The sequence below is a fragment of the Blastococcus sp. TML/C7B genome (genome assembly GCF_016612845.1).
In the GTDB taxonomy this organism is placed as follows: Bacteria; Actinomycetota; Actinomycetes; order Mycobacteriales; family Geodermatophilaceae; genus Blastococcus.
The window spans coordinates 584,676-605,271 of the sequence record NZ_JAEOAA010000002.1; the positions used below are offsets into that span (position 1 = coordinate 584,676).

16 protein-coding genes and 1 pseudogene are annotated in these 20,596 nt (G+C 75.2%); 1 reads left to right on the plus strand and 16 read right to left on the minus strand.

Annotated elements, in window-relative coordinates; all coding sequences use genetic code 11:
• Positions 1–4 precede the first annotated feature (4 nt).
• On the plus strand, positions 5–1,477 hold the full coding sequence (locus JKP76_RS15700) for an aldehyde dehydrogenase family protein (protein WP_200491839.1): 1,473 nt from the start codon (positions 5–7) through the stop codon (positions 1,475–1,477).
• A 353-nt stretch (positions 1,478–1,830) separates the two neighbouring features.
• Here the strand turns inward: JKP76_RS15700 and JKP76_RS15705 are convergent.
• The 16 genes and pseudogenes from JKP76_RS15705 to pyrR all read right to left on the minus strand — a co-directional run.
• A pseudogene (locus JKP76_RS15705) lies at positions 1,831–3,204 on the minus strand (RsmB/NOP family class I SAM-dependent RNA methyltransferase); the annotation flags it as partial.
• Positions 3,201–4,184, minus strand: coding sequence for a methionyl-tRNA formyltransferase (gene fmt / locus JKP76_RS15710; RefSeq protein WP_309229647.1), 984 nt, complete (start codon positions 4,182–4,184; stop codon positions 3,201–3,203). The pseudogene JKP76_RS15705 and the gene fmt, both read right to left, overlap by 4 nt.
• On the minus strand, positions 4,133–4,666 hold the full coding sequence (def, locus tag JKP76_RS15715; RefSeq protein WP_200491840.1) for a peptide deformylase: 534 nt from the start codon (positions 4,664–4,666) through the stop codon (positions 4,133–4,135). The genes fmt and def overlap by 52 nt, the downstream gene beginning before the upstream one ends.
• Positions 4,667–4,686: 20 nt before the next feature.
• The gene (locus JKP76_RS15720) at positions 4,687–6,642 is read right to left on the minus strand and encodes a primosomal protein N' (protein ID WP_200491841.1); all 1,956 of its coding nucleotides are present in this window, start codon (positions 6,640–6,642) and stop codon (positions 4,687–4,689) included.
• Positions 6,643–6,697: 55 nt separating this feature from the next.
• Positions 6,698–7,894, minus strand: coding sequence for a methionine adenosyltransferase (metK, locus tag JKP76_RS15725; RefSeq protein ID WP_200491842.1), 1,197 nt, complete (start codon positions 7,892–7,894; stop codon positions 6,698–6,700).
• 124 nt (positions 7,895–8,018) lie between these two features.
• Positions 8,019–9,251: a bifunctional phosphopantothenoylcysteine decarboxylase/phosphopantothenate--cysteine ligase CoaBC gene (coaBC, locus tag JKP76_RS15730; protein ID WP_200491843.1), complete on the minus strand. Its 1,233-nt coding sequence runs from the start codon at positions 9,249–9,251 to the stop codon at positions 8,019–8,021.
• Positions 9,252–9,349: 98 nt separating this feature from the next.
• Positions 9,350–9,613 (minus strand): DNA-directed RNA polymerase subunit omega, encoded by a 264-nt coding sequence (gene rpoZ / locus JKP76_RS15735; protein ID WP_012949163.1) that lies wholly within the window; start codon positions 9,611–9,613, stop codon positions 9,350–9,352.
• 64 nt (positions 9,614–9,677) lie between these two features.
• Entirely contained in the window at positions 9,678–10,265 is a 588-nt protein-coding gene (gene gmk / locus JKP76_RS15740; protein ID WP_200491844.1) for a guanylate kinase, read from the minus strand.
• Between the two features lie 44 nt (positions 10,266–10,309).
• Positions 10,310–10,636, minus strand: a complete 327-nt coding sequence (gene mihF, locus JKP76_RS15745; protein WP_200491845.1) for an integration host factor, actinobacterial type — start codon at positions 10,634–10,636, stop codon at positions 10,310–10,312.
• A 342-nt stretch (positions 10,637–10,978) separates the two neighbouring features.
• Positions 10,979–11,785 (minus strand): orotidine-5'-phosphate decarboxylase, encoded by an 807-nt coding sequence (gene pyrF / locus JKP76_RS15750; protein WP_200491846.1) that lies wholly within the window; start codon positions 11,783–11,785, stop codon positions 10,979–10,981.
• The gene (locus tag JKP76_RS15755; protein WP_200491847.1) at positions 11,782–13,155 is read right to left on the minus strand and encodes a dihydroorotate oxidase; all 1,374 of its coding nucleotides are present in this window, start codon (positions 13,153–13,155) and stop codon (positions 11,782–11,784) included. The genes pyrF and JKP76_RS15755 overlap by 4 nt, the downstream gene beginning before the upstream one ends.
• Entirely contained in the window at positions 13,152–16,451 is a 3,300-nt protein-coding gene (gene carB / locus JKP76_RS15760) for a carbamoyl-phosphate synthase large subunit (protein WP_200491848.1), read from the minus strand. Before carB ends, JKP76_RS15755 begins: the two co-directional genes overlap by 4 nt.
• Complete coding sequence (carA, locus tag JKP76_RS15765; RefSeq protein ID WP_200491849.1) at positions 16,451–17,569, minus strand: glutamine-hydrolyzing carbamoyl-phosphate synthase small subunit; 1,119 nt, start codon at positions 17,567–17,569, stop codon at positions 16,451–16,453. The genes carB and carA overlap by 1 nt, the downstream gene beginning before the upstream one ends.
• Positions 17,566–18,855, minus strand: a complete 1,290-nt coding sequence (locus JKP76_RS15770) for a dihydroorotase (protein ID WP_200491850.1) — start codon at positions 18,853–18,855, stop codon at positions 17,566–17,568. The genes carA and JKP76_RS15770 overlap by 4 nt, the downstream gene beginning before the upstream one ends.
• A complete protein-coding gene (locus JKP76_RS15775) occupies positions 18,852–19,772 on the minus strand; it encodes an aspartate carbamoyltransferase catalytic subunit (RefSeq protein ID WP_200491851.1) in 921 nt (306 codons plus the stop codon). The genes JKP76_RS15770 and JKP76_RS15775 overlap by 4 nt, the downstream gene beginning before the upstream one ends.
• Positions 19,769–20,392, minus strand: a complete 624-nt coding sequence (gene pyrR / locus JKP76_RS15780) for a bifunctional pyr operon transcriptional regulator/uracil phosphoribosyltransferase PyrR (RefSeq protein WP_200491852.1) — start codon at positions 20,390–20,392, stop codon at positions 19,769–19,771. Before pyrR ends, JKP76_RS15775 begins: the two co-directional genes overlap by 4 nt.
• Positions 20,393–20,596: the final 204 nt, after the last annotated feature.

Sequence of the window (20,596 nt, forward strand, 5' to 3'; positions counted from 1 at the left end):
ACCCATGGCCTCCGACACCCCCACGCCCTACGACGGATTCGACCGGATGCCCATCGCCGGCACCTGGCGCGCCGGCCGCGCCGGGAAGACCGCCACCGACACCGACCCCTACACCGGCGAGACGCTCACCGAGATCCCGCTGGCGGACGCCGAGGACCTCGACGAGGCCTACGCCACCGCCAAGGAGGCCCAGCGCGACTGGGCGGCCCGGCTGCCCGGCGAGCGCGCCGAGGTGATGCGCCGCGCCGCCCGGATCATGGAGGCGCGCAAGGACGAGATCGTCGACTGGCACATCCGCGAGTCCGGCGCCGCCGCCCCCGCCGCCGAGTTCGAGTACGCGATCACGCTGCGCGACTTCCACGAGGCGGCGTCCTACCCGTACCGCGTGGAGGGCCGGATCCTGCCGGCCGACATCGAGGGCAAGGAGAGCCGCGTCTACCGCCGTCCCGTCGGGGTGGTCGCGGTGATCAGCCCGTGGAACGTGCCGATGCACCTGTCCAACCGCTCGGTCGCCCCGGCGCTCGCCCTCGGCAACGCCGTCGTCCTCAAGCCGGCCGGGGACACCCCGGTCACCGGCGGCCTGCTGCTGGCCAAGCTCTACGAGGAGGCCGGCCTCCCGCCGGGCCTGCTCTCGGTGGTCATCGGGTCCGGGCGCGACATCGGCGACGCGATCGTGAGCCACCCGACCCCGCGGGTCGTGTCCTTCACCGGCTCGACACCGGTCGGCAAGGGCATCGCCGAGAAGGCCGGGCTGAAGAAGCTCTCCCTGGAGCTCGGCGGCAACGGACCGCTGGTCGTGCTCGACGACGCCGACCTGGGCTACGCCGTGGACGCCGCGATCTTCGGCAAGTTTTTCCACCAGGGCCAGGTCTGCATGATCACCAACCGGATCGTCGTCGACGGCTCGGTGCACGACGAGTTCGTCGAGCGCTACGTCGAGCGCGCCCGGGCGCTGAAGGCCGGCGACCCCCGCGAGTCCGACACCGTCATCGGCCCGATCATCAACCGCGGCCAGCTCGAGGGCATCCAGGAGAAGATCGCCGACGCGCTGTCCGACGGCGCGCAGCAGCTGCTCGGCGGCGACCCGACCGGCCCGATCGGCTCGGTGCTGCCCCCGCACGTGCTGCTCGGCGACAACTCCGTGGCCAGCGCCCGGCAGGAGATGTTCGGCCCGGTGGTCACGATCATCCGGGCGCGGGACGAGGACGACGCCCTGGCGATCGCCAACGACACCGAGTACGGCCTCTCGAGCGCGGTCTTCACCGAGGACGTCGCCCGCGGCGTGGACTTCGCGCTGCGCGTCGAGGCCGGGATGACCCACGTCAACGACTCGCCGCTCAACGACGAGAACAACACCGCGTTCGGGGGCGAGAAGGAGTCCGGGCTGGGCCGCTTCGGCGGCGAGTGGGCGATCGAGGAGTTCACCACCGACCACTGGGTGAGCGTCCAGCGCACCAAGCGGGCGTTCCCCTTCTGACACCGGTCCGCGAGATCTGCACACTCGGGGTCCAGCGGGCCGTGAAAGCCCCGACTGTGCATATCTCGTGGCGGGTCACGCGTCGGGCAGGGCGATCCACTCGGCCCAGGTCCGCGCGGTCGGCCTCGGCGGTCATCCCCACCGGTGGCCACCCCCACGCCTCGCCGTAGATCGACCAGAGCCGCTCCCGCGAGCCCATCACCGCCGGCAGGTCGAGGTCGACGTCGTCGGCGCGGATGGGGCGCAGGTGGTGCCCGGTCGGCAGGTCCACGCGCAGCGGGTGGGCGAAGCCGTCGGGCAGCCAGGCCATGGCCGGCGACCCTAGCGGTCAGCGGGTCCGGCCGGAGCAGCGCCATGAACATGGCGTCGGTGCCGTGCCGGTGCGGCCACAGCTGCCCGGCGTCCCCGCGCGCGAGGCCGGGGACGTCGGGGAACAGCGGCGCGACCGGCAGCACCTCGACGTCGTCCCGCGCCGCGGCGACCTCGACCACCCCGACGGTCTCCTCGGCGTGCGGCGAGCAGGTCACGTAGGCGACGACGCCCCCGACCCGCACCGACGCCAGCGCGCTCGCCAGGAGCTCCAGCTGCAGCTCCACCAGCGGGGCGACGTCCTCGGCCGTGCGCCGCCAGCGCACCTCGGGACGACGGCGCAGCGCGCCCAGCCCGGTGCAGGGCGCGTCCAGCAGCACCCGGTCGAACGATCCGGCCCGCCACGGCGGCTCGCGGCCGTCGGCGGCCAGCACCTCGACGTCGTCCTCACCGGCCAGTGCCTGCCGGACCAGCTCGGCCCGGTGCGGCGCGCGGTCGGCGGCGGTGAGCCGCACGCCCTCGGGGCGGACGGCGGCCAGCAGCCCCGACTTCCCGCCGGGACCGGCGCACATGTCCAGCCAGGCGGCGTTCGGCCCCTCCAGCGGCGCGCGGGTCAGCAGCAGCGCGGCCAGCTGGCTGCCCTCGTCCTGGACGGCGGCCCGGCCGGAGCGCACCGACGCCAGCCGCCCCGGGTCACCGCCGGGCAGCCGGACGGCGAACGGTGACCACGGGCCGGGCTCGCCGCCGGCCTCGGCGGCCAGCTCGTCGCGGGGGATCCGCCGCGCCACGAGGTGCACCTCGGGAGCGGCGTCGTCGGCCAGCAGCGCGGCCTCGAGCTCGTCCTCACCACCCAGGGCGTCGCGCCAGGCGTTGACGATCCACCGCGGGTGGTCGGTGGCCAGGGCGAGCCGCTGCCCGGCGTCGCCGCCCAGCGTCTCGAGCCACGCCGCCCGGTCACCGCCCGCGGCGACCTTGCGCAGCACCGCGTTGACCAGCCCCGACGCGCCGCTGCCGACGATCGCCCGGGTGAGGTCCACGGTGGTGTCGACGGCTGCGTGCGAGGGCACCCGAAGGTCGATCAGCTGGTAGGTGCCGAGCCGGAGCAGGTCCAGCACCCGGGGGTCCAGCTCGGCCAGCGGGCGTCTCACCAGCCCGGTGAGGATGTCGTCGAGGGTGCCGGTGGCGCGCAGCGCGCCGTAGGCCAGCTGGGTGGCGAAGGCGGCGTCGCGGGTGTCGAGCCGGCGCTCGCGCAGCAGCTGGGGCAGCAGCAGGTTGGCGTAGGCCTCGCGCGAGGAGACGCCGTCCAGCACGTCGTAGGCGGTCAGCCGCGCCCCGTCCAGCGGACGGCGCTTGCTGGCCGGGTGCGGCCGCCGGCCGCGCTGCGGACCGCCGGAGGGGCGCTTCGGGGGCCGGGTCACGCGGTCTCCCCCAGCCGGTCGCCGGCGGTGAGCCGGGCGCCGCGCGCCCAGTCCCCCGCGGGGATCATCCGCTTCCCGGCGGGCTGCACCTCGCCCAGCCGCACCGCACCGGTGCCCGTGCCGGCGAGGACGTCGCGGCCGGCCACCGCCAGCTCGCCCGGGGCCAGCGACGGCGCGTCCGCCACCGGCGTCACCGGGCCCAGACGCAGCCGGTCGCCGCGCCAGGTGGTCCACGCGCCGGGTGCCGGCGTCACGCCGCGGACCCGCCGGTCGACGACGTGCGCGGGCAGCGCCCAGTCGACGCGGGCGTCGGCGGTCTCGACCTTCGGCGCCAGGCTGACGCCGTCGGCCGGCTGCGGCTGCGCCTCGAGCGCGCCGGCGGCGATGCCGTCGAGGGTGGCGACCAGCAGCTGCGCGCCGCTGACGGCGAGCCGGCCGAGGAGGTCACCGGCGGTGTCCCGCGGCCCGATGGCCTCGGTGACGGTGCCGAACACCGGGCCGGTGTCCAGGCCCGCCTCGAGCCGGAAGGTGGCCGCGCCGGTGATCTCGTCGCCGGCCATGATCGCGTGCTGCACCGGGGCGGCGCCGCGCCAGGCGGGCAGCAGCGAGAAGTGCAGGTTGACCCAGCCGTGGGTGGGCAGGTCGAGCGCGGCCTGCGGGATCAGCGCCCCGTAGGCGACCACCGGCGCGCAGTCGACGGCGAGGTCGGCCAGCTGGTCGAGGAACTCCGGCTCGCGCGGCGAGCGCGGCTGCAGCACGGGGATGCCGGCGGCGTCGGCGCGCTCGGCGACCGGGGACCGGCTGGCGGTCCGGCCGCGCCCCGACCGGGCGTCGGGGCGGGTGAGGACCGCCGCCACCTCGTGGTCCGAGGCCAGCAGCGCCTCCAGCGACGGGACGGCGGGCGCCGGCGTACCGGCGAACAGGACCTTCAGTGCGGGCTCACTTTCACGACGGGGAGGTAGGCGGGGATGCCGGCCCACTCGGCGGCCTCGAGCTCGGCCAGGGCCTCGACGCGGGCGACCTCGTCGAGGCGGTCGACGAACAGCACGCCGTCGAGGTGGTCGGTCTCGTGCTGGATGGCGCGGGCCAGCAGCTCCGAGCCCTCGATCCGCACCGGGTCGCCGTGCATGTTCCAGCCCGACGCCACCACGTGCAGGTGCCGCCGGCAGTCGTAGCGCAGGCCCGGGATCGACAGGCAGCCCTCGGGGCCGTCCTGGACCTCCTCGCCCACGGCGACGACGTCGGGGTTGACCAGGTGGCCGACCTCGCCGTCGACGAACCAGGTGAACACCCGCAGGCCGACCCCGATCTGCGGAGCGGCCAGCCCGGCCCCGCCGGCGGCGTGCATCGTCTCGGTCAGGTCGCCCACCAGCTGCCGCAGCTCGGCGTCGAAGTCGACGACCGGGGCGGCGGGGGTGCGCAGGACGGGGTCGCCGTACAGCCGGATGGGGGTGACGCTCACCCGTCGATCGTAGGCGTGGCTCAGACGAGGTCGAGCGGGTCCAGCTGGACGCGGATGTGCTCGGGCACCTTCTTCGCGCTGCGCACGCCCTGCACCTCGGCGAGCGCGTGCGCCAGCGCCGCGCCGGCCGCGCGCGGCACGCGGACCAGGTAGCGCTCCCGCTCCCCCTCCTGGCCGGGCCGCGGCCGCTCGGGCACCGGGCCGAGCAGGTCGGCGCCCTCGGGCAGCCGGAGCGCCTCGAGGAACTCGGCCAGCGCGGCCGGGGAGCCCGCGACCGACGCCATCCGGGTGACCGGCGGGAAGCCCAGCTCACGCCGGTCGGCCAGCTCGCGGGCGGCCAGCCAGGCGGGGTCCCAGCGCACCAGCGCCTGGACGACGGGGTGCCCGGCGTCCGCCGCGACGACGACGTGACCGCCGGCCGCGGCCGGGCGCACGAGCGTCGCGGCGTTCATCCAGCGGCGCAGCGTCTCCTCCCCCGCCCGCAGGTCGGCGCGGCCCAGCAGCGCCCACGAGTCCAGCAGCAGCGCCGCGCCGTACCCGCCCTCGGCCACCGGCTCGGCGCCCGGCGTGGCGACGACGAGGGACGCCCCGCCCGGCACGGTGGCCAGCACGCCCGAGGTGCTGCCCGACGTCCGCATCGCCGCGCCGGGGAAGGCGCGGGCGAGCTCCTCCGCCGTCCGCGAGTCACCGATGACCGAGGCGCGCAGCTTCGTGCCGTGGCAGTGCGGGCAGTCGAAGGTGGCCGCCGGCCGGGCGCACCACCGGCAGGCCGGGATGCGGGTGCCCCCGGGTCCGGGGCGCGGGGAGATGCCCAGCGGCCCCGAGCAGTGCGCGCAGCGGGCCGGCGCGCGGCAGCGCGCGCAGGCCAGCGAGGGCACGTAACCGCGGCGCGGCACCTGCACCAGGACCGGGGTGTCGGCGGCCAGCGCCTTCCGTGCCGCCTCGTGCGCCAGGGAGGGCAGCCGGGCCGAGCGGGCGGCGGCGTCGCGGGCCAGCTCGAAGTCCTCGCCGAGCGCCTGCACGCGCGGCGCCGCGGACCGCAGCACCGCCCGGTCCGCCACCAGCTCGTGCGCCCACCCCGACTCGACCAGCAGCGCGCCCTCCGCGGTGCGCGTGGTCCCGGCGACCACGGCGGCGCAGTCGTCCAGCCACGCGCGCTGGACCAGCACGTCGCGGGCGTGGGGGTACGGCGCGCGCTCGTCGGCGTGCAGGTCGTCCCCGTCGTCCCAGATCACCACCAGGCCCAGGTCCCGGACCGGCGCGAACATCGCCGCGCGCGTACCGAGCACCACCTGCGCCGCTCCGCGCGAGGCGGCCAGGAACGAGCGGTAGCGCTTCTCCGGTGAGTCGTCGGCGCGCAGCACGGTGAACGCGTGCGCCGGGAGGAGCGCGGCTGCCGCCGCGGCGAGCCGGTCCAGGTCCCGGCCGTCGGGGACGACGACCAGCGCGCCGCGCCGCCCGGAGAGCGTGGCGCGGCACAGCTCGACCAGCCGGGCCGGCCAGTCCTCCCCGGGCAGCGCCGTCCACACCGCCCGCGCCGGCCGGCCCTCGGCGAGCGCGTCGAGCAGCGCCGGGCCGGCCGTGTAGCGCGCGAACCCCGCGGGGTCCGGCGGCCCGGGCAGCGCCTCGGGCGTCGGCGACTCGCGCTTCTCCGCGGCCGCCCGCCGCGGTGGCAGCGCCAGCCGCAGCACGTCGCTCAGCGTCCCGGCGTACCGGTCGGCCACCGTGCGGGCCAGCCGCGCCACCTGCGGGGTGAGCACCGGCTCGCCGGAGGGGACGTGCGACAGCGGCTGGAGGGTGCCGGCGAAGTCGGTGCTGTCCCCGACCTCCCAGACGACGCCGTCGACCAGCCGGCCGTGGAACCGCACCCGCACCCGGCAGCCGGCCTGCACGGTGTCCTCGAGCTTCTCGGGGACGGCGTAGTCGAAGGGCCGGTCCAGGTGCGCCAGCGGCACGTCGACGACGACCCGGGCCACGCGCGGCAGGCGCGCGGGACCCGGGTCGTCGGGTGGGACGGGGGTGCTCAGGAGGTCAGAGGCCCACGGCCGAGCGGAGGGCCTCGACGCGGTCGAGGCGCTCCCACGGCAGGTCGACGTCGGACCGGCCGAAGTGGCCGTAGGCGGCCGTCGGCGCGTAGATCGGGCGCAGCAGGTCCAGGTCGCGGACGATCGCGCCGGGGCGCAGGTCGAACACCGTGCTGATGGCCTTCTCGAGGACGTCGTCGGCGACGGTGCCGGTGCCGAAGGTCTCGACGAACAGGCCGACCGGGTGCGCGGCGCCGATCGCGTAGGCGACCTGCACCTCGCAGCGCTTGGCCAGCCCGGCGGCGACGACGTTCTTCGCCACCCAGCGCATCGCGTAGGCCGCCGAGCGGTCCACCTTCGACGGGTCCTTGCCCGAGAAGGCGCCGCCGCCGTGGCGGGCCATGCCGCCGTAGGTGTCGACGATGATCTTGCGGCCGGTCAGCCCGGCGTCGCCCATGGGGCCGCCGATGACGAACTTGCCGGTCGGGTTGACCAGGAGGCGGTAGCCGTCGGTGGGCAGGCCGAGGGCGGCCAGCTCCGGCTCGACGACGAGCTCCTTGATGTCGGGGGCGAGCAGCTGCTCGATCGAGATGTCCTCGGCGTGCTGCGAGGAGACGACGACGGTGTCGACGGCGACCGGGCGGTCGTCCTCGTAGACCACGGTGACCTGGGTCTTGCCGTCGGGGCGCAGGTAGGGCACCGAACCGTCCTTGCGCACGGCCGAGAGGCGGCGGGCCAGGCGGTGCGCCAGCGCGATCGGCAGCGGCATGAGCTCGGGGGTCTCGTCGGTGGCGTAGCCGAACATCAGGCCCTGGTCGCCGGCGCCCTGGCGCTCGATCGCGTCGTCGGCCGAGCCCGAGGTGCGGGCCTCGTAGCCGGTGTCGACGCCCTGGGCGATGTCGGGCGACTGCGCGCCGATGGAGACGCTGACGCCGCAGGAGGCGCCGTCGAAGCCCTTGCGGGAGGAGTCGTAGCCGATGCGCAGCACCGTCTCGCGGACGATGGAGGCGATGTCGACGTAGCCGGCGGTGGTCACCTCGCCCGCGATGTGCACCTGGCCGGTCGTGATCATGGTCTCGACGGCGACGCGGCTGCGCGGGTCCTGGGCGAGCATGGCATCCAGGATCGAGTCGCTGATCTGGTCGGCGATCTTGTCCGGGTGCCCCTCGGTGACCGACTCGGACGTGAAGAGACGGCGTGACATGTCGGTACTCCTGGGTCGCTGGGCACGAGTCGTCGAGCCGTTCGCTTCCACGACTCGTGGGGGCACGGTACCCGGCCGGGGCGGACCCCCGGCCGGGGACGGGTGGGGCTGGGGATCCCCGGGGTCAGGCGGGGGTGAGGCGGGCGGCGATCGTCGTCCAGATCCCGGCGGCGATCAAGTCCTTCGGGCCGGGCCCGATCTCGTCGGCCGCGCCGTCGGCGGCCAGCACGACGACGGAGTTGTCCTCCTTGCCGAAGACCTGGCCGGCGGAGACGTCGTTGACGACCAGCAGGTCGCAGCCCTTGCGGGTGAGCTTCGCGCGGGCGTGGGTGAGCACGTCGGCCTCCGCGTCCCCGGTCTCGGCGGCGAACCCCACGACCAGCTGCCCCGGGCGGCGCCCGGCCACCAGCTCGGCGAGGACGTCGGCGTTGCGGACCAGCGGCACGGAGTCCGGCTCACCCGCGGAGTCCTTCTTCATCTTGGCGCCGGCCACGCTCGCCGGGCGGAAGTCGGCGACGGCGGCGCTCATCACCAGGACGTCGGCCATGGCTCCCCCGCCCGACCCCGCCTCCGCGTGCATCGCCGTCCGCAGCTCCTCGGCGGTGCCGACCGGCACCACCCGGACGCCGAAGGGCGCGGGCAGCTCGACGTTGGCCGCGACCAGGACGACGTCGGCGCCGCGGGCGGCGGCGACGCGGGCCAGCGCCCAGCCCTGCTTGCCCGAGGAGCGGTTGCCCAGGTAGCGGACCGGGTCCAGCGGCTCGCGGGTGCCGCCGGCGCTGATGACGACGCGGCGCCCGGCCAGGTCCTGCGCGAGCGCGGCCGCCCCCGACTCCAGGACGACGGCGGCCAGGGCGGCGACGTCGGCGGGCTCGGGCAGCCGGCCGGGGCCGGAGTCGGGGCCGGTCAGGCGGCCGACCGCGGGCGGCAGGACGACCGCGCCGCGGCGGCGCAGGGTGGCGACGTTGTCCTGCGTCGCGGGGTGCAGCCACATCTCGGTGTGCATCGCCGGGACGAAGACCACCGGGCAGTGCGCGGTGAGCAGCGTGGCGGTGAGCAGGTCGTCGGCGCGGCCGGTGGCGGCCCGGGCCAGCAGGTCGGCGGTCGCCGGGGCGACGACGACGAGGTCGGCGGTCTGCCCGATGCGGACGTGGGCGACCTCGTCGACGTCGGACCACACGTCGGTGGTCACCGGGTTGCCCGACAGCGCCTCGAAGGTGGCCGCGCCGACGAAGTGCAGCGCCGCCGGGGTGGGGACGACGCGGACGTCGTGCCCGGCCTCGGTGAAGGCGCGCAGCAGCAGGGCCGCCTTGTACGCGGCCACGCCCCCGCTGACGCCCAGCACGATCCGACTCATGCGCTCATCCTGCCGCAGGCACGACGACGCCCCCGGCCGGGACCGGGGGCGTCGTCATCACTTCTGGGGTGCCCGGGGCGGGTGCCCGGGCGGCCGGCTCAGTTCTCGCCGGCGGTGTGGGTCAGCAGACCCTCGTTGATCTCGCGGAGCGCGATCGACAGCGGCTTCTCCTGCGGCGCGGTGTCGACCAGCGGACCGACGTACTCCAGCAGGCCCTCGGAGAGCTGGCTGTAGTAGGCGTTGATCTGCCGGGCGCGCTTCGCGGCGAAGATGACCAGGCCGTACTTGCTGCTGGTGCGCTCGAGCAGCTCGTCGATCGGCGGGTTGGTGATGCCCTCGGGGGCGGGTGCGACTCCGGACACGGGCGGGCGTGCTCCTCATTCGACAGCGGGAGGGAGGGACCGGTGGGGCTCTCCCTCGTGGGCGCTACTCCCCCGGCACGAGTCCGGGCGAGGGCGCAGTCAGCAAGCCTACCAACTCGTCGGCGGCGCGGGCCACGTCGTCGTTGACGACCACCACGTCGAACTCCCCGGCGGCGTCCAGCTCGGCCTGCGCGATGGCCAGCCGGGCCTCCTGGACCTCGGCCGGTTCGGAGCCGCGACCGGCCAGCCGGCTGACCAGCTCGGCCCAGGACGGCGGCGCGAGGAAGACCAGCTGCGCCTCGGGAGCGCGGGCGCGCACCTGGCGGGCGCCCTGCAGCTCGATCTCCAGCAGGGCCGGAGCACCGGCGGCCAGCTGCGCGCGCACCGGAGCGGCCGGGGTGCCGTAGCGGTTGCCCGCGTACTCGGCCCACTCCAGCAGCCCGTCGGTGGCGACCAGCCGGTCGAACTCGGCGGCGTCCACGAAGTGGTAGTGGACGCCGTCGACCTCGCCGGGCCGGGGGCGGCGGGTGGTGGCGGACACCGACACCCAGACGTCGGGATGCCTCCGCCGGACCTCGGCGACCACGGTGCCCTTGCCGACCCCGGAGGGTCCGGAGAGCACGGTGAGCCGTGCCGGTGCCTTCGCTGCCACTCGTCGTCCTCGTCCGGTCGTGCGCGTGCGGGCCGGAACGGGGCTCAGGCGTCCTGGTCGGCCGCGAACTCCGTCTCCAGCGCCCGGCGCTGGTTGGCGCCCAGGCCCCGGACGCGGCGCGTCGGGGAGATCTCCAGGCGTTCCATGATCTTCGCAGCCCGCGCCTTGCCGACGCCCGGGAGGGACTCCAGGACGGCCGACACGCGCATCTTGCCGATCACCTCGTCGGTCTCGCCCTGCTTGAGGACGTCGCCGACGGTCGCGCCCTTGCTCTTGAGCCGCTCGCGCAGCTCGGCGCGCGCCTTGCGCGCGGCGGCGGCCTTCTCGAGTGCGGCTGCGCGCTGTTCCGGGGACAGTTCGGGAAGGGGCATGGTGCGACCCAATCGTGTCGTCGCCGGCGGCGTCGCCGGCGGTGCTGTTCGCGGATCCAGGGTGGTGGGTGCGACGTGCGCCCTGAGCCTCACGATCCGGCGAGTATGAGGCAAATCCGCAGGTCACGACACCATCCGCTGCGCGGCTCGCAGGAGGCACCGGCACCGCGCACGGCCGGGTGACCGCGCCGCTCACCCTTCGTGATCACCGCAGGTCAGGGGTGGATGCGGACGGACCCGTTCCGAACCGGTTCCCGACCGATCGGCAAGGCGCCGGAGCGCGACACGCCGCACGCGCGACACGCCGGTGGGGACGCGGTCCCGGCCGGTCCGGCCGACGGCTCAGCCGGCGAGCGCCGCCGACCAGCGGTCGGCCGCCGCCCGCAGCGCCGCGGTGCCCGGGCCGGCGGAGAGCACGTCCCGCGAGACGCTGGGCAGCACGACCAAGCCGGCGCCGAACAGCCGGCGCACGTCCTCGGGCGACCCGCCCTGGGCGCCCAGGCCCGGGGCGAGCACCGGCCCCCCGAGCCCGCCCAGGTCGACGTCGAGGTCGCTCAGCGTGGCGCCGACGACGACGCCGAACGAGCCGCCCGGGGTCTCCGCGTTCCAGCCCGCCACGGTGTCGACGACGCGCTGCGCGACCGACGGCGATCCGACCAGCTGGAGGGAGCCGGCGTCCGGGTTGGAGGTCCGCGCCAGGACGAACAGCCCTCCCCCGTGCGCGCGGGCGGTGTCGACGGCGGGCTGCAGCGAGCCGGCGCCCAGGAAGGGGCTCACCGTCATCGCGTCGACCGCCAGCGGGTGGTCGGGGCGCAGGTAGTCGGCGTAGGCGGCCATCGTGGAGTCGATGTCCCCGCGCTTGGCGTCCAGCAGCACCAGGGCCCCGGCGGCGCGGGCGCGGGCGACGCCGTCCTCCAGCACCGCCAGGCCCCGCGAGCCGTGCCGCTCGTAGAAGGCCGCCTGCGGCTTGAGGACGGCGACCGACCCGGCCAGCGCGTCGACGACGGCGTCGGTGAACCGGGCCAGGCCCTCCGGGCTGTCCGGCAACCCCCAGCGCTCCAGCAGCGGCGGGTGCGGGTCGATGCCCACGCACAGCGGACCGCGGGCGGCGACGGCATCGGCGAGGCGGGAGCCGAAGGGTGCGGTCACGGGTTTCCTCCGGATCGTGGCAGGGTGCTCGCCAGCGCGGCGGTGCAGGACGCGGCCAGCCCGGGGTCGGCGAAGGCGCCGGCCGCGGTCTGCACCGCGTCGGCGCCGGTGGCGAACAGCGCCTCGAACGACGCCGGGTCGGTGACCCCGCCCATGGCGAGGACGTCGAAGGGGACGCCGCCGGCCTCGCGCAGCGCGACCAGCCGCCGGGTGAAGTCCAGCGCCGGCTCGCGGACGGCGATGCCCGACAGCCCGGCCAGCTCGCGCCCGGGGAAGGTCGGGGTGCCGTCGCTGCGGCGCACCCGGCTCTGCACGGTGTTGATGCCCGCGATCCCGTCGACCAGGGGCGCGAGGCGCGGCACGAGCGCGGCCAGCTGCGGCTCGTCGAGCCAGGAGAGCTTGGCGACCAGCCCGGCGCCGTCGTCGAGCGCGCGGCGGACGTGCTCGACGACGGCCACGGTGGCGTCGGGGTCCAGGCACAGCGGCGGCTTCACGCCGCTCGCCGAGCGGTCGAGGGTGTTCGGGCAGGAGAGGTTGAGCTCGACGACCTGCGCGCCGGCCTCGCGGGCCATGAGCGCCGTGCGGGCGAAGTCGCCGGCCAGGGCGGCGACGTCGCCGCGACCCTCGGGGTCCTCCCCCATGACGCTGACCAGGAGCAGCTGCTCCTCGCCCACCGCGGCGACCGCCCGGGCGAGGTCGGCCATCCACTCCGCGGGCTCGGGCGAGGGCACGCCGAAGGAGTTGACGCTGCTGACCTCGCGGGTGCCCGGCGGCACCCAGTCCCACGGGTCGGCCACGACGTCGGCGTCCGCCCCGGGGGCGAGGCTCGCGGTCTCCCGGGCGGCGAGCACCCAGTTCGGCGCCTCGTTGGCCGGGTGGGCGCGGCCGCGCACGGTCTTGTAGGTGAGCACGTTCCAGCCGTTGGCGACGTTGTGCCGCACCCACGCCTCGCTGCCGTTGAGCACGCACGCCGGGATGCCGATCGGGAAGCCGACCGAGCGGCCGAGCAGCCGCCAGCGGCGTCCCCCGGCCGACGGCCGCTCGGGGAGCCGGGCGCCCAGCGGGCGGTCGAGGTTCTCCCGGAACCCGCCGAGCACGTCGTAGGCCGGCGTCGGCAGCCCGTGCCCGGCGAGCAGGTCGGCACGGCGGGCGACGTAGAGGACCCGGACCAGCAGCGGCAGGTCGGCGTCCCCGACCCCGCCGGAGGCCAGGCGCCCGGCGAGGTCCTCGGCGGCCCCGGTCAGCGCGGCGAGCTCGCCGGCCGGCGGCGTGCCGAACCGGGTCAGCCCGGCCCGGAACGCTGCCGGCAGCTGCTCGACCAGCCCGCGCGCGACCAGGTCGTCGCGCAGTTGCCGGACCGGGGAGCTCACGCCTGCGCTCCCGCGGCCAGCGCGGCGTGCACCTCCTGGAGGCTGCGCACGCCGATGCCGCCCTGCCGCAGCGCCTCGATGCCCTGCACCGCGGCACCCAGGCCCTGCACCGTGGTGATGCACGGGATGCCGGCGGAGACCGCGGCGGTGCGGATCTCGTAGCCGTCCAGCCGCGGGCCGCTGTTGCCCGGCGCGCCGAACGGCGTGTTGACCACCATGTCGACGTCCCCGGCCAGGATCGCCTCGACGACGTTGCCCGGACCCTCGCTGAACTTGCCGACCACCTCGGCGGTCACGCCGTTGCGGCGCAGCACCTGCGCGGTGCCGGCCGTGGCGAGGATGCGGAAGCCGAGGTCGGCGAGCCGCTTGACCGGGAAGATCGCGCCGCGCTTGTCGCGGTTGGCCAGCGAGACGAAGACCGTGCCCTTCACCGGCAGCGACCCGTAGGCGGCCGCCTGGGACTTGGCGAAGGCGGTGCCGAACTCGGTGTCCAGGCCCATGACCTCGCCGGTCGACTTCATCTCCGGGGAGAGCACGGTGTCCACCCCGTGGCCCTCGAGGTCGCGGAACCGGTGGAAGGGCAGGACCGCCTCCTTGACCGCGATCGGCGCGCCCTCGGGCAGGTCGGTGCCGTCGCCGGTCGCGGGGAGCACCCCGGCCGCGCGCAGCTCGGCGATCGTCTCCCCCACCGCGATGCGCGCCGCCGCCTTGGCCAGCTGCACCGCCGTCGTCTTCGACACGAACGGCACCGTGCGGCTGGCCCGCGGGTTGGCCTCGATGACGTAGAGGATGTCGTCCTTGATCGCGTACTGGACGTTCATCAGCCCGCGGACGCCGATCCGCTCGGCCAGCTTCTCCGTGGCGGCCCGGATCTTCAGCAGGTCCGCGGTGCCGAGGGTGATCGGCGGCAGGGCGCACGCGGAGTCACCGGAGTGGATGCCGGCCTCCTCGATGTGCTCCATGACCCCGCCCAGGTAGAGGTCGGTGCCGTCGTAGAGCGCGTCCACGTCGATCTCGACGGCGTCCTCGAGGAAGCGGTCCACGAGCACCGGGTGGTCGACGCTGACGTCGGTCGCCTTGGCGATGTAGGCCTCGAGCGTGGCGTCGTCGTAGACGATCTCCATACCGCGGCCGCCCAGCACGTAGGAGGGGCGCACCAGCACCGGGTAGCCGATGTCCGCCGCGATCGCGCGGGCCTCGGCGAACGTGGTCGCCATCCCGTGCTTGGGCGCGAGCAGCCCGGTGTCGGAGAGCACCCGGCTGAACGCCCCGCGGTCCTCGGCGTCGTCGATCGCCTCGGGCGAGGTGCCCAGCACCGGCACGCCGGCGTCCTTGAGCCGCTGCGCCAGCGCCAGCGGCGTCTGCCCGCCCAGGGTGCAGATGACGCCGGCGACCGGGCCGGCGGCGCGCTCGGCCTCGACCACCTCGAGGACGTCCTCGAAGGTCAGCGGCTCGAAGTAGAGCCGGTCGGCGGTGTCGTAGTCGGTGGAGACGGTCTCGGGGTTGCAGTTGACCATCACCGCCTCGTAGCCGGCGTCCTGCAGCGCCAGCACGGCGTGCACGCAGGAGTAGTCGAACTCGATGCCCTGCCCGATCCGGTTCGGCCCGGAGCCCAGGATGAGCACCGCCGGCTTCTCGCGCGGCTCGACCTCGGTCTCCTCGTCGTAGGACGAGTAGTGGTACGGCGTGCGGGCGGCGAACTCGCCGGCGCAGGTGTCGACGGTCTTGTAGACCGGCCGGATGCCCTGCCGCCAGCGCAGCGACCGGACGCCGTCCTCACCGGCGAGCTCGGGGCGCAGCGCGGCGATCTGCCGGTCCGACAGCCCGTACCGCTTGGCCCGGCGCAGCACCTCCGGGGTGAGCGACGGCGCGGTGCGCACCTCGTCGGCCACCCCGCGGACCAGCGCGATCTGGTCGACGAACCATGGATCGAATCCACTAGCAGCCGCTACGTCTTCGACGCTCGCACCGGCGGCGAGCGCCGCCTCGGCGAGGTAGAGCCGGCCGTCGACCGGCACGCGCAGCGCGTCGAGCAGCTCCTGGGCGCTCCGCGTCTCCTCCCCACCGGTCCAGAAGCCGGCGACCTTGGTCTCGGTGGAGCGCATCGCCTTGCCGAGGGCCTCGGCGAAGTTGCGGCCCATCGACATGACCTCGCCGACGCTCTTCATCGTCGTCGTCAGCCGGGGGTCGGCACCGGGGAACTTCTCGAAGGCGAACCGCGGGATCTTGACCACGACGTAGTCCAGCGTCGGCTCGAACGCCGCCGGGGTGACGCCGGTGATGTCGTTGGTGATCTCGTCGAGGGTGTAGCCGATGGCCAGCTTCGCGGCGATCTTGGCGATCGGGAAGCCGGTGGCCTTGGACGCCAGCGCGCTGGACCGGGAGACCCGCGGGTTCATCTCGATGACGACCAGCCGGCCGTCGGCGGGGTTGACGGCGAACTGGATGTTGCAGCCACCGGTGTCGACGCCGACCTCGCGCAGCACGGCGATGCCGACGTCGCGCATCTTCTGGTACTCGCGGTCGGTGAGCGTCATCGCCGGAGCGACGGTCACCGAGTCGCCGGTGTGCACGCCCATCGCGTCGATGTTCTCGATCGAGCAGATGACCACCACGTTGTCGCTGCGGTCGCGCATCAGCTCCAGCTCGTACTCCTTCCAGCCCAGCACCGACTCCTCGATGAGGACGGTGTGCACCGGGGAGTCGGCCAGGCCGTGGGAGGCCATGCGGCGCAGCATCGCCTCGTCGGTGGCGAAGCCCGAGCCGAGCCCGCCCATGGTGAAGCTGGGCCGGATGACGACCGGGTAGCCGACCTCCTCGGCGGTCGCGAGCGCCTCCTCGACGGTGGAGCACACCGTCGAGCGGGGGGCGTCGGCGCCGATCGAGCGGACGATGTCCTTGAACAGCTGCCGGTCCTCGCCGCGGTTGATCGCGTCGACGTCGGCGCCGATCAGCTGGACGCCGTACTTCTCCAGCACGCCGTTCTCGTACAGGCCGATCGCGATGTTCAGCGCGGTCTGCCCGCCGAGGGTGGCCAGCAGCGCGTCGGGGCGCTCCTTGGCGATGACCTTCTCGACGAACTCCGGGGTCAGCGGCTCGACGTAGGTGGCGTCGGCGACCTCGGGATCGGTCATGATCGTCGCCGGGTTGCTGTTCACCAGGCTGACCCGCAGGCCCTCGGCGCGCAGCACGCGGCAGGCCTGGGTGCCGGAGTAGTCGAACTCGGCGGCCTGGCCGATGAGGATCGGCCCGGAGCCGATGACCAGGACGTGCTCGATGTCGGTGCGCTTCGGCATCAGTTCTTCTCCCCGGCGCGGGCGGACTCCATGAGGTCGACGAAGCGCTGGAACAGCGGCGCGGCGTCGTGCGGCCCGGCGGCCGACTCGGGGTGGAACTGGACGCTGAAGGCCGGCGTCTCGAGCAGCCGCAGCCCCTCGACGACGTCGTCGTTCAGCCCGACGTGGCTGACCTCCACCGGCCCGTACGGGGTGTCGGTGGGCCGGTCGAGCGGGGCGTCGACGGCGAAGCCGTGGTTGTGGCTGGTCACCCGGACCGTGCCGCTGACCCGGTCGAGCACCGGCTGGTTGAGCCCGCGGTGGCCGAAGCGCAGCTTGTAGGTGCCCAGGCCCAGCGCGCGGCCCAGGATCTGGTTGCCGAAGCAGATGCCGAACAGCGGGCGGCGGGCGTCCAGCACGCCCCGCACCGCGGCGACGGCGTAGTCGGCGGCGGCCGGGTCGCCCGGGCCGTTGGAGAGGAACACCCCGTCCGGGCCCGCGGCGAGCAGCTCCTCGGCGGTGGCCGTCGAGGGCAGCACGTGCGTCTCGACGCCGAGCTCGGCCAGGTGCCGCGGGGTGGCGGTCTTGATGCCCAGGTCGAGCGCGGCGATGGTGAACCGCTTCTCCCCCACCGCCGGGACGACGTAGGCCTCGCCGGTGCTCACCGTGGGTGCGAGGTCCGCACCGGCCATGCCGGCGGCCGCGGTGACCCGGGTCAGCAGTTCGTCGACAGAGAGCTCGCTGCTGATGCCGGCGCGCATGGCGCCGCGGTCGCGCAGGTGGCGGGTGAGCGCACGGGTGTCGATGCCGCTGATGCCGACGATGCCCTGGGCGACCAGCTCGTCGTCCAGCGTCCCGGTGGCCCGCCAGTTAGAGGTGCGTCGCGCGGGGTCGCGCACGACGAACCCGGCCGGCCACATGCGGCGGCTCTCGTCGTCCTCGCCGTTCACGCCGGTGTTGCCGATGTGCGGGGCCGTCATCGCCACGATCTGACCGGCGTAGCTGGGGTCGGTCAGCGTCTCCTGGTAGCCGGTCATGCCGGTGGCGAACACCGCCTCGCCGACCGTCGTCCCGACCGCGCCGTAGGCCTCGCCCCGGAACGTCCTGCCGTCCTCGAGCACGAGGATCGCGTCCTTCACTTCTGCGCCTTTCCGTCGAGCACCGTCGGGACTCCCCGCAGGAAGGTCGCGACGACCCGGCCGGGGAGCTCCCGGCCGGCATAGGGGCTGTTGCGGCTGCGGCTGGCCAGCGCGGCCGGGTCGACGGTGGCCCGGCTCGTGGGGTCCAGCAGCAGCAGGTTGGCGGGCTCGCCCGGCGCGATCGGCCGGCCGTGCCCGTCGAGGCGGCCGATGGCCGCGGGGCGCACCGACATGCGGTCGGCGACGCCGGCCCAGTCGAGGCGGCCGGGCTCGACCATCGTCTCGATCACCACGGAGAGCGCCTGCTCCAGCCCCAGCATGCCGGGCCGGGCCGACGCCCACTCGCTCTCCTTGTCCTCCACCGCGTGCGGTGCGTGGTCGGTGCCGACGGCGTCGATCGTGCCGTCGGCCAGCCCGGCGCGCAGCGCCTCGACGTCGGCGTCCGTGCGCAGCGGCGGGTTGACCTTGAACACCGGGTCGTAGCTCTCGGCGCAGGCGTCGGTGAGCAGCAGGTGGTGCGGGGTGACCTCGGCGGTGACCTGCACGCCGCGGGACTTCGCCCAGCGCAGGATCTCCACCGAGCCCGCCGTCGAGACGTGGCAGACGTGCAGCCGCGCGCCGACGTGCTGGGCGAGCAGCACGTCGCGGGCGATGATCGCCTCCTCCGCGGCGGCCGGCCAGCCGGTCAGGCCGAGCGACGCCGAGCGGTCGCCCTCGTGCATCTGGGCGCCCACGGTCAGCCGGGGCTCCTCGGCGTGCTGGGCGACGACGCCGTCGAAGGCCTTCACGTACTCCAGCGCGCGGCGCATGAGCGCGGGGTCGGCGACGCAGTGCCCGTCGTCGGAGAAGACGCGGACCCGCGCGGCGGAGTCGGCCATGGCACCGAGCTCGGCCAGCCGCTCGCCCCGGAGGCCCACGGTCACCGCGCCCACCGGGACGACGTCGACCAGCCCGGCCTCCTGGCCCAGCCGCCACACCTGCTCGACGACGCCGGCGGTGTCGGCGACCGGGTCGGTGTTGGCCATGGCGTGCACCGCGGTGAAGCCCCCGAGCGCGGCGGCCCGGCTGCCGGTCTCGACGGTCTCGGCGTCCTCCCGGCCCGGCTCGCGCAGGTGGGTGTGCAGGTCGACCAGGCCGGGCAGCGCGATCAGCCCGGCGGCCTCGACGACCTCGGCGCCGGTCGCGGAGAGGTTGTCGCCGATGGCGGCGATCCGGCCGTCCTTCACCAGGATGTCGGCCGCGTCGCCGCCGAGCGGGCGCGCGCCCTTGATGAGGTACGTGGTCATGCGGGCGAGCCTCCGAGCAGCAGGTAGAGCACGGCCATGCGGGTGGAGACCCCGTTGGCGACCTGCTCGACGATCGTGGAGCGGGCGGAGTCGGCCACCTCGGCGGCGATCTCCATCCCGCGGTTCATCGGGCCGGGGTGCATGACGATCGCGTCGTCGGGCAGCGCGGCCATGCGGCGGGCGTCCAGGCCGTAGCGGCGGCTGTACTCCCGCGCGCTCGGGAAGAACGAGGCGTTCATCCGCTCGGCCTGCACCCGCAGCATCATCACCACGTCGACCTTGGGCAGCACGGCGTCGAGGTCGTAGGACACCTCCGCCGGCCAGCTGCCCACCCCCACCGGCAGCAGCGTCGGGGGCGCGACGAGGGTGACCTCGGCGCCGAGGGTGTGCAGCAGCCCCACGTTGGAGCGGGCGACCCGGCTGTGCAGGACGTCGCCGACGATCGCCACCCGCGCGCCCTCGAGCCGGCCCAGCCGCTGCCGGATCGTGTACGCGTCCAGCAGCGCCTGCGTCGGGTGCTCGTGCGTGCCGTCGCCGGCGTTGACCACGCTGCCGCGCACCCAGTTCGCCAGCCGGTGGGGTGCGCCCGAGGCCGCGTGCCGGACGACGACGCCGTCGGCACCCATCGCCTCCAGGGTCAGCGCGGTGTCCTTGAGGCTCTCGCCCTTGGAGACGCTGCTGCCCTTCGCGGAGAAGTTGATGACGTCGGCGCTCAACCGCTTGGCGGCCAGCTCGAAGGAGATCCGGGTGCGGGTGGAGTCCTCGTAGAACAGGTTGACCACCGTGCGCCCGCGCAGCGTCGGGAGCTTCTTCACCTCGCGGCCGGCCAGCGCCTGGTCGATCTGCGCCGCCGTGTCGAGCACCAGCGTCGCGTCGTCCCGGTCGAGGTCGGCGGCCTCCAGCAGGTGCCGCTTCACTGCTCCACCACCTCCGTGACGCTGACCTCGTCGACGCCGTCGATCTCCGCGAGCCGCACCGACACCTTCTGGCTGCGCGCGGTGGGCAGGTTCTTGCCGACCAGGTCGGCGCGGATCGGCAGCTCGCGGTGCCCGCGGTCGACCAGGACCGCCAGCTGCACCGCCCGCGGCCGGCCCAGGTCGCGCAGCGCGTCCAGCGCCGCACGCACCGACCGGCCGGAATACAGGACGTCGTCCACGAGCACCACGAGCCGGTCGTCGATGCCGCCGTCGGGCAGCACCGTGGGCTCCAGGGCGCGGACGCCGCGGCGGCGCAGGTCGTCGCGGTAGAGCGTGATGTCGACGGTGCCGACGTCGACGGCGACGCCGGCGAAGGCCTCGATCCGCGCGGCCAGCCGGCGGGCGAGCGGGGCGCCGCGGGTGGGGATGCCGACCAGGACCAGGCCGTCGAGCCCGGCCGTCGGGTCACCGGGTGCGGCAGCAGCGGCTGCGCGCTCGATGAGCTGGTGGGCCATCCGGTCGACCATCCGGGCGACGTCGGCGGCGGAGAGGAGGGAGCCGGCCGACGGGTCGCCGCTGGGGGGCGCCGCGTTCCGGGCAGGCGGGGTCGAGCTGGCCATCAGGCCTCCTTCCCCGCCTCACGGGACGGGTCGTTAAAGGAGTGGGTGGACCTGCCCCGACGGTACTGCACGGGCCCCGCCGGCCCGGCGGCGGTGCGGAGCCGCTGGTCGGGCGCCCGGACTTTCTGCGCCGGGGCGTGACCGGGTGTTGCGCACACCCGTTGACCAGTACGCTGCGTGACGATCACGACCACCCCCAGACGA